This is a genomic window from Nitrospinaceae bacterium (genome assembly GCA_018669005.1).
Lineage (GTDB): Bacteria > UBA8248 > UBA8248 > UBA8248 > UBA8248 > UBA8248.
Genome location: JABJAL010000033.1, coordinates 1 through 8,262 on the forward strand (window position 1 = coordinate 1; position 8,262 = coordinate 8,262).

6 protein-coding genes are annotated in these 8,262 nt (G+C 54.4%); 4 read left to right on the top strand and 2 right to left on the bottom strand.

Going from position 1 to position 8,262, the window contains the following annotated elements; genetic code table 11:
* Nucleotides 1–260: 260 nt before the first annotated feature.
* On the bottom strand, nt 261–881 hold the full coding sequence (locus HOJ95_04530; GenBank protein ID MBT6393948.1) for a nuclear transport factor 2 family protein: 621 nt from the start codon (nt 879–881) through the stop codon (nt 261–263).
* A 188-nt stretch (nt 882–1,069) separates the two neighbouring features.
* The gene (locus HOJ95_04535; protein ID MBT6393949.1) at nt 1,070–2,608 is read right to left on the bottom strand and encodes a hypothetical protein; all 1,539 of its coding nucleotides are present in this window, start codon (nt 2,606–2,608) and stop codon (nt 1,070–1,072) included.
* 623 nt (nt 2,609–3,231) lie between these two features.
* Between HOJ95_04535 and HOJ95_04540 the strand changes: the two genes are divergently transcribed.
* The 4 genes from HOJ95_04540 (at nt 3,232) to HOJ95_04555 (ending at nt 8,117) form a co-directional block, all read left to right on the top strand.
* A complete protein-coding gene (locus tag HOJ95_04540) occupies nt 3,232–4,161 on the top strand; it encodes an ABC transporter permease (GenBank protein ID MBT6393950.1) in 930 nt (309 codons plus the stop codon).
* Nucleotides 4,161–5,054, top strand: coding sequence for an ABC transporter permease (locus HOJ95_04545; protein MBT6393951.1), 894 nt, complete (start codon nt 4,161–4,163; stop codon nt 5,052–5,054). Before HOJ95_04540 ends, HOJ95_04545 begins: the two co-directional genes overlap by 1 nt.
* 381 nt (nt 5,055–5,435) lie before the next feature.
* Complete coding sequence (locus HOJ95_04550; protein ID MBT6393952.1) at nt 5,436–6,617, top strand: acyl-CoA dehydrogenase; 1,182 nt, start codon at nt 5,436–5,438, stop codon at nt 6,615–6,617.
* 135 nt (nt 6,618–6,752) lie between these two features.
* Entirely contained in the window at nt 6,753–8,117 is a 1,365-nt protein-coding gene (locus HOJ95_04555; protein ID MBT6393953.1) for an MmgE/PrpD family protein, read from the top strand.
* Nucleotides 8,118–8,262: the final 145 nt, after the last annotated feature.

Sequence of the window (8,262 nt, forward strand, 5' to 3'; positions counted from 1 at the left end):
AATTCTTCCTGGGCAAAAGTTCGAGCCATGTCCCGGATGGCGCGTTGCTCATCGGTCAGACTGAAATCCATTTTCTCTCCTTCGATGACAATATGAATGCGTAAGACTCACTTTAGAGTGACGGGAAACCCGGCGTCAACTAAAGGCGAGGCCAAACAATGATTCAAATACACGAAGTTCAGGGACTTACAACTGTCTTGGAAACATAAGCATATGAAGTGCATCGTGTATTTAGAAACGAAATAGCAACTATGCCATTATTAGCCCGCCAACCACTTTTCCGCCGTCTCGCGGATTTCTTTCTCTTTCTCCGACCTGGCAAGAACCAGCCCCTCCGGAGGGGTTTGTCCGGTCTTTGCATTTCGCCAGCAGTGGTAGCGGATGTTCAACGGATACTGCTCGAGGTTCATGTCCTCGTAAAAAGAGTCGGGAATTTCCCGTGGGTTGTGCGGATCCATCCGGTCTTTTTCATAAATCGCAGAGCGATTGAATATTCGCCACCTGTCGTCGCGCTTCTCCACCTGATCGAAGTAGCGGCTCCATGTATGAAAATCAATGGCGAAGCCTTCCATGATTCTCCTGTTGTGGAGAATCACATCGTATTCGATGAGGGCACGGTCGCCGTTTAGCCTCACGCGCTGGTTTGCATTCACATGCTTTGTGAAATCCTGCGGCCCCCGATTGGCCATCATTTTTTTAGACCGCTCGATAAATTCATCCACCGGGCCGGAGTGCCAGCTCACAGTAACCGTCCCGTCAGGATGGTAGGAATCCCTTAACGTATCCCAATCCCCATGGTCTCGGGAATAACAGGCAGCGGCGACCACCTCTTGGATTTCGAATTTGTCGAGCATATTCTGTAGTCTTTCAGGATCAGGCATTACGATTCTCCCGCTTTGAATTTACCAAATACAATTGCCGTTCACATCTCATTATCATTCAAGTTCACGCAAACCGGCCCCCATTCGAACCAGTTCGTCGGATGGAGGCCGGTCGTATGGTTCTTTATGCGGGGTTTTCACGGCTCAATCGACTGGGCCGCTTATCCATTCATCCCCACACGCGATTTTTATTTCTCCAGATAGGCTTTCCGCCAATAGATCCGCTCGCCGGGATGAACAATTATGCCCTTGAGCTTACTGGATTTTCCGACGAGCATGACTTCCTGCTTGAAGAAGACCCAGGGTGGATTATCCATCAACATCTTCGTCGCTTTCAGATAAAGCGCCTTGCGGGCAGCCGGATCGGTAAGCTGCCGCGCCTTAACGACGATTTTCTCGTAGGCGGGGTTCTTGTAGCGTGAGTAGTTTCCGCTTTTGCCAAAATTCTTGGAGTGTAATTTCTGGTACATGACCATATCGGCGTCACCCGTGGAGGCGCCCCAGCCATAAAAATACATAGGCGCTTTTCCGTTCCGAATAGTCGGTGCAACCAGACCCCACGATCCCGTGCGGAGTTTCACCCTGACCCCGACCTTGGCCAGTTGCGCCTGGATGGCCTCGGAGGCCACCTTATCCATCGTATATCGACCGGTCGGATGCCAGAACTCCGTTTCGAAACCGTTCGGAAAGCCCGCCTGCTTTAGGAGGGCCTTGGCCTTCGCGGGATTGTAGCTGTACCCCATTTCCTCGAATTTTGGATCGTAGCCCCAGACTTTTGGCCCAAAGGGCCCCCGGATGGGCCTGCCCACCCCGAGCATCACCTTCTCGACAATGGTCTTGTTGTCGATGGCGTAGTTCATCGCCTTGCGGACAAGGGGATTGTCGAAGGGTTTTATCTGGTTGTTCATTCCGATGAATATAATCCGGAACAACTCACCTTTTATCAGGTTCAGCTTGGGATCTTTTCTCACCTCGTTGATCTGCGCAGGAGGCAGGAACATCGCCAGCTGGGCCTGCCCGGAACGAAGCTGAAGAACTCGCGTCGTGGCCTCCGGAACCAGCCGGAATTCCAAGATATCAATTTTCGGCTTGCCATCCCAGTAGTTGGGGTTGGCCCGCAAGCGAATGTATTCTCCCGGCTCCCATTTATCGAAAATAAAGGGCCCCGTTCCAACGGGGTTGCGGCGAAAATTTTTCCCGTATTTCTTGATCGCCGTGGGGCTGCCGATGGCGCCAACCGGAGTACCCAGGTTCAAAAGGATGGGCGCGTAGGCGAATTTGAGCTTCATCTCGACGGTATGGTCGTCGATCACGTTGACCTCTTTGATCATCGTAATCCATTTTCTCAGGCGCGCGCGCTTATGGCCAATCGTACGCTCAAGACTGAATTTTACGGCGGCCGCGTTGAAAGGCGTACCGTCGTGGAACTTCACTCCCTTCCGGAGTTTGAAAACGAGTGTTTTGGGATCGACAAATTTCCAGGACTCGGCGAGCCGGCCCTCGATGGTGCCGTCCAGACGGTGGAAAGTGAGAGAATCGTAAAGACTCGTCTGCATGTTGAGGTCGGCCGAGCCCGCAGGATGAAGCGCGTTGTCGAGACTCTTGGGTTCAGCTCCGTGGATCCATACCACCTTAGACTGTGCCTGGGCCGGACTGGCAGGCAAGGCGAGCGCGAAAGCGCACACAATTGCCGCGAAAACAAACTTCTTAAAGGTCAAGCATCGCATCTTTTGTATCCTCCCCATGGGAAATTCAAGAATGTATCCTTCGAGCCCGTTCACCAGGGAATGAAACAAAACCCTTGGCAACAGCTTTTCTTTCCGAAGTGAAACGAACTCAGTTTCCATACTATTCATTTGTAGGTGTTAAAAATAAATTTAATCTTTGCGGCCGAATAAAGCAAACTGGCTCCGAGCCAGAGAGGGGTGATTTCAGAGTTTAGCCCTGTTCGTTTTTTTGCGCCCGAAGGTCCTTTGCCCTGTAGGCCCATGGAGATTCACTTCTGGCACACAATAGCAAAATTCAGAACCATGCTGCAGTTCCCCTCCAGAGAACAATCAAACTGCCGCGAAATTCGTTTCGTCCGCCGAGCACGGCAACCGTGAAAGCTCTCTCGCGGGAAGCGATCATTTTTCTGCGCTTTGTTTACCAGCTCCCATAAGTATATAATGAAATCGACTTTACAAAACTTGTCGTTTTCTTTACAAAACTTATCTGTTTTATGGTGCTTCCCTTGTAATAGAGGCAGCGAAGAAAAATATCGGCGTATGCATGGTTTCCGTCAAACAAAACGATGACGCCTATTCGGTTCGCAGGCGCGTTTTTGGTACGGAACTTTTGAGGAGTTGGAATGCTCGAGTACATTGGCAGAAGAATGCTCCTGCTCATCCCCGTTCTCTTCGGTGTATCGCTGGTCATTTTCCTCTCTATCCGCCTGGTCCCGGGCGACCCGGCCGAAGCGATGGCGGGAGAATTCGCCGATCCGGAATACGTAGCCGAAATCCGCCGCATATATGGCCTCGATAAACCCATTCACATTCAATACATCAAATACATGAAACGCGCCCTGCAGGGAGACCTGGGCACATCGATCCTCTCGGACCGTCCCGTCTTAGGCGAGGTGACCAAGCGGTTCGGCAATACCCTTAAGCTCGCTTCCTGGGCCATGCTCCTGGCCACCATTCTCGGATTGGGGGCGGGCGTCATATCCGCCACGAATCCTTACTCAAAATTCGATTACGGGAGTATGACCGGCGCCCTTATAGGGATATCCATGCCTTCATTTTGGCTCGGGCTGCTCCTCATGGGAACGTTCTCGGTGCATTTCCGGTGGCTGCCCGCCGGGGGAAGCGGCACCGCGATGCATCTCATCATGCCGGTGGTCACACTTGGAATCACCGGCGCGGGGATCATCGCGCGAATGACGCGAAACACCATGCTCGAAATTATCAATAGCGAATACGTCATTACGGCCCGCTCCAAGGGTTTGTCGGAGACCAAGGTAAATTACGCCCATGCCCTGAAGAATGCGATGCTTCCGGTCATCACGGTTGTCGGCCTTCAATCGGGCTATCTACTGGGAGGCTCGGTCATCACGGAATCCGTATTTGCATGGCCCGGTCTGGGCCGCTACATCGTGGAGGCCATCAAGCTGCGCGACTATGCCGCAGTGCAGGGCTCTCTTTTGTTTTTCGCCCTGACGTTCGCCTTCGTTAATTTGCTAGTGGACATTCTCTACGCGGTATTGAATCCGCGCGTTCGCTACGGGAACTCGAAATAATGAGCCAATCGGTCGTAGCCACCCCCGCGTCTTTTGTTGAAGACGACCCCCAGAGTAGCCCCTGGAAGCTTTTCTGGAATCTTCTTCGCAAACATAAGGTCGCACTGGCCGGGGGCATCTTCGTTCTCCTGTTCATCGTCGTGTCCCTGTCGGCGCCTCTCATTGCTCCCTACAACCCAATCCTGACCGACCTTGATCAGGCCCTCAAGGCGCCCTCCTTCTCCCATCCCTTTGGAACCGATCATTTTGGACGCGATGTGATGAGCCGCATAATTTACGGGGCGAGAACCTCGCTTTTAATTGGAGTGTTTTCGGTTTTAATCGCTGCCGCCGGAGGAATCCTGCTGGGGTTGCTCGGCGGCTATTTCACCGGCTGGACAGACACTCTCATCATGCGGGGGATGGACATCATGCTCACCTTCCCGCGCATATTGCTGTCCATCCTCTTGATCGCCATCATCGGAACGGGAATGACAAACATCATGCTGGCGGTCGGGCTTTTTGCCATCCCCACCTATGCCAGACTGGTCCGAAGCATGGTCCTTGTCCTCAAAGAAACTGAATTCGTCGAATCCGCACGGGCCGTGGGCAGCACGAACCAGCGGGTACTTTTCCGGCATATTTTTCCGGGAACTCTCGGCCCCATCGTCGTTCAGTCCACGTTTCTGATCGCCACCTCGATCCGGGTGGCCTCAGGTCTCAGCTTTTTGGGCATCGGCGTTCCGCCCCCCACCCCCGAATGGGGAACCATGCTGGCCGACGCCCGCTCATACATGGCGCTGGCGCCGCACCTAATCACCATCCCCGGATTATCGCTAATGGCAGTCGTACTCTCTTTCAATTTACTGGGGGACGGGCTTCGCGACGCCCTTGATCCAAGGCAAATGAAATAAGTTTTAGTCTCCCGGGCCCCCCGAATTTTCAGGCGGTGGCGAAAGCGAAGCGCAACGGCTCCGAATATATAATTCTGCTAGATCCGGTGGTTCCTGAATACGATTCATAGCCGCTCGATGCGCAGGGATTTTGAAATGCCATCTGGGTGATGAAGAACTGGAGATTGGAGGCGGTCGGAGCGCTCATATCCCATCTCGCCTTCATCACCATCTATAGCCAATCACCCTAGCTATCCGGCACATCGGCACCTACCGCCTACCGCGAGGCGGGTTTTAAAGGGAGGCCTGAAAAGAAAATCGATACCCTAATAAATATCCCATCATTTTTCCGAATTGGGGCGTTGCCTGGCAAGATGGAGCGCTGCCGCGAAAGGAGTACCCATGGACTTTACCCTCACCGATGAACATCGCGCCCTACAGCAGATGGCCCACGACTTTGCGGAAAAGGAGATCCGCCCCATCTCGGCCGAGCGGGACCTCATTCCCGACCCCAAGGAAACCTTCGATTGGGAAATCATCAAGAAAGGCTCCGCCCTGGGGTTGAGAACTCTCGCTGTCCCGGAACAATTCGGGGGCCCTGGTGTGGACAAACTGGGGCAGGTTCTTGTTATTCTGGAGCTGGCCCGAGTGGACGGGGCCATATCCAAAACCTTCAGCCAAAACTGGAAGTTCACACCCTTCCTCACCCAACTAGCAAACGACGAGCAGCGCGAGCGCTTCCTGACTCCTTTTCTGGAAAACGACACCTTCATGCTGGCCTCGGCGGGAACCGAGCCCGACGCCGGCTCTGATAACCGCATGCCCCCCGATGACCCCAAGGCGGGATATAGAACATCGGGCGTCCGGGACGGCGACGATTGGGTCATCAACGGGATGAAACACTTCATCGCCAACGGCGGGGTGGCCTCGCTCTACTTCACCCTGGTTCGAACCGACTTCTCTGTTCCGGTTAACCGGGGGACCACCATGCTGATGGTGCCCTCCGACACTCCCGGTTTCAGTATCGGTAGGACCCATAATAAGATCGGATGGAGATTTTACCAGAACGCCGAGCTCATCTACGAAAACTGCCGCGTCCCCGACGCCAACCGTATCCTCGAGGTGAACGAGGGGAGGAGCAACAAGCGGATGGGGATAGCCTCCTTCAACGACGAGGAGCTTTCCGCGAACGCCCTCGGAATTGCACAGGCGGCCTTTGAACATGCTCTCGATCATGCCCGGAACCGTGTTCAGGGCGGCAAACCCATCATCGAACACCAGGCGATCGCCCTCAAATTGGCCGACATGTATATGCGGCTGGAAGCGGGCCGAAACTATCTTTTCAAGGTGGTGGCGGGCGAGAAAGATAACGACAGCGACTTCGAGGGGGCCTCGAAACAGCTTCTCAAGACTTTTGCCACCGAGGTGGTCCAGAGCGTCACGAAAAACGCAGTCGAGATTTTCGGAGGCATGGGCGTCATGCGCGATGCGCCGGTGGAAAAGCTCATGCGCGATGCAAGCATCTTCACCCACCTGGCAGGCGATTCCGTCCAGATACTAAAAGCAGCCAAAAAACTCGGGTAAAAGAGCAAAGGGAAAAGAGGGCTGCACTTGTTGGGCGAAGTGAATCGCCTTGCAAGCTAGCCTCTTGAGATGGAATATTAAAAGCGAATCAACCACCTGTTATCTTATTGCGAATACAAAGCAGGAGACTCCGGCATGAACGCAACCGAGCGTGTGGCGAAATTCATCGTGGAAACCCGTCTGGAGAATATTCCGGACCATGTCTTAAATGCGGCGAAAACCTCGATAAAGGACACAGTGGGCGTCTCCCTCGCCGCCTCTCTGGAGCCAGTGGCTAAAACCATCACCGACTACGTACGCGGCATATCGGAATCGGGCTCCGCCACTGTCATAGGAAAAGGGATGAAGACAGCCCCCTCCTGTGCGGCACTCGCCAACGGCACCCTCGGCCATGCGCTCGACTTCGACGATACGAACTGGTCGATGTCCGGACACACCAGCGTGGCTGTGCTTCCTGCCGCTCTGGCACAGGGCGAGGCGCAAGGCGCCTCGGGACGGGACATACTAGAGGCATATATCATTGGCTTCGAAGTGGCTGCGAAACTAGGGGCCGGGATGCACCCCGCCGTTTACAACAACGGCTGGCACCCCACCAGCGTGCTGGGAACAATGGGGGCCGCAGCCGCAGCCGCGCACCTTCGCGGGCTCGACATCAAGCAAACCCTCCTGACCCTGGGGTGCGCCGCATCACAGGCCTCAGGCATCCGATCGAATTTCGGCACCATGACCAAGCCCCTCCACGCGGGTCTTGCAGCCGAGGCTGGTGTGAGGGCCGCAGGGCTCATCGCCGCCGGGTTGACGGCGAACAGCGAAATCCTGGACGCCACCATTGGCTACTGCGTGGCATTCTCGGGAAAGGAAAACTATCGACTCGACAAGATAACGGACCAACTCGGCGACCCCTACGTCCTCGAATCTCCGGGCAACAACCTCAAGCCCTATCCTTGCTGCATGTCGGCTCACCCCTCGATCGACGCTCTACGCGATCTGATTGACGAGGAAAATCTCTCGGCCGACAGTGTCGAGCGCATCGATCTGGCATTGATGGCGCCGAATCTGTCAAATTTAAGCTATCACAGCCCGAAAACGGGACTCCAAGGCAAATTTTCGGCCGAGTACACGCTAACAAGGATGCTCCTCGACGGCGCCCTAACTCTGAACACATTTACGGACGAGGTGGTGAACGAGCCGTTGGCGCAGGAGACGATGAAGAAAATTCACGTTCACCTGGAGGAAAACATCGAATGGGAGCAAGGAAAGGCGCGGCCCATCACCTTGACACTACAAACGACGGACGGCCGCACCCTGGTGAGGCGCGCGAACAAATCAAGGGGCAACGCTGGGTGGCCCCTTACCGAAGATGAAGTCCACGCGAAATTCAGGAATTGCGCCGGAGTGACGCTAGAGGCGGACAAAGTCGAAAAATCGATTTCCATCTTGTCTGAGCTGGAGAAGCTTCCCGATATTCGGGAGTTGATGTCACTTATCTCCGAGCGATGATTTGTTCCGTTCCAATACCCTGAACAAATCAATCGCCAACAACACGGGGTGACCTCCCCCCCCTTCAAAACTGGTCCATGCTGAATGAGAGATTTTCGGTACTTTTGGGGGTGTTGGTGGCGCATTAGTAATTTACGCCTAAAAC

Excerpts from the sequence above, each read along its gene's own strand:
- HOJ95_04550 (MBT6393952.1), top strand. The coding sequence starts at position 5,436 with ATGGACTTTACCCTCACCGATGAACATCGCGCCCTACAGCAGATGGCC.
- HOJ95_04530 (MBT6393948.1), bottom strand. The coding sequence starts at position 881 with ATGCCTGATCCTGAAAGACTACAGAATATGCTCGACAAATTCGAAATC.
- HOJ95_04545 (MBT6393951.1), top strand. The coding sequence starts at position 4,161 with ATGAGCCAATCGGTCGTAGCCACCCCCGCGTCTTTTGTTGAAGACGAC.
- HOJ95_04535 (MBT6393949.1), bottom strand. The coding sequence starts at position 2,608 with ATGCGATGCTTGACCTTTAAGAAGTTTGTTTTCGCGGCAATTGTGTGC.
- HOJ95_04555 (MBT6393953.1), top strand. The coding sequence starts at position 6,753 with ATGAACGCAACCGAGCGTGTGGCGAAATTCATCGTGGAAACCCGTCTG.
- HOJ95_04540 (MBT6393950.1), top strand. The coding sequence starts at position 3,232 with ATGCTCGAGTACATTGGCAGAAGAATGCTCCTGCTCATCCCCGTTCTC.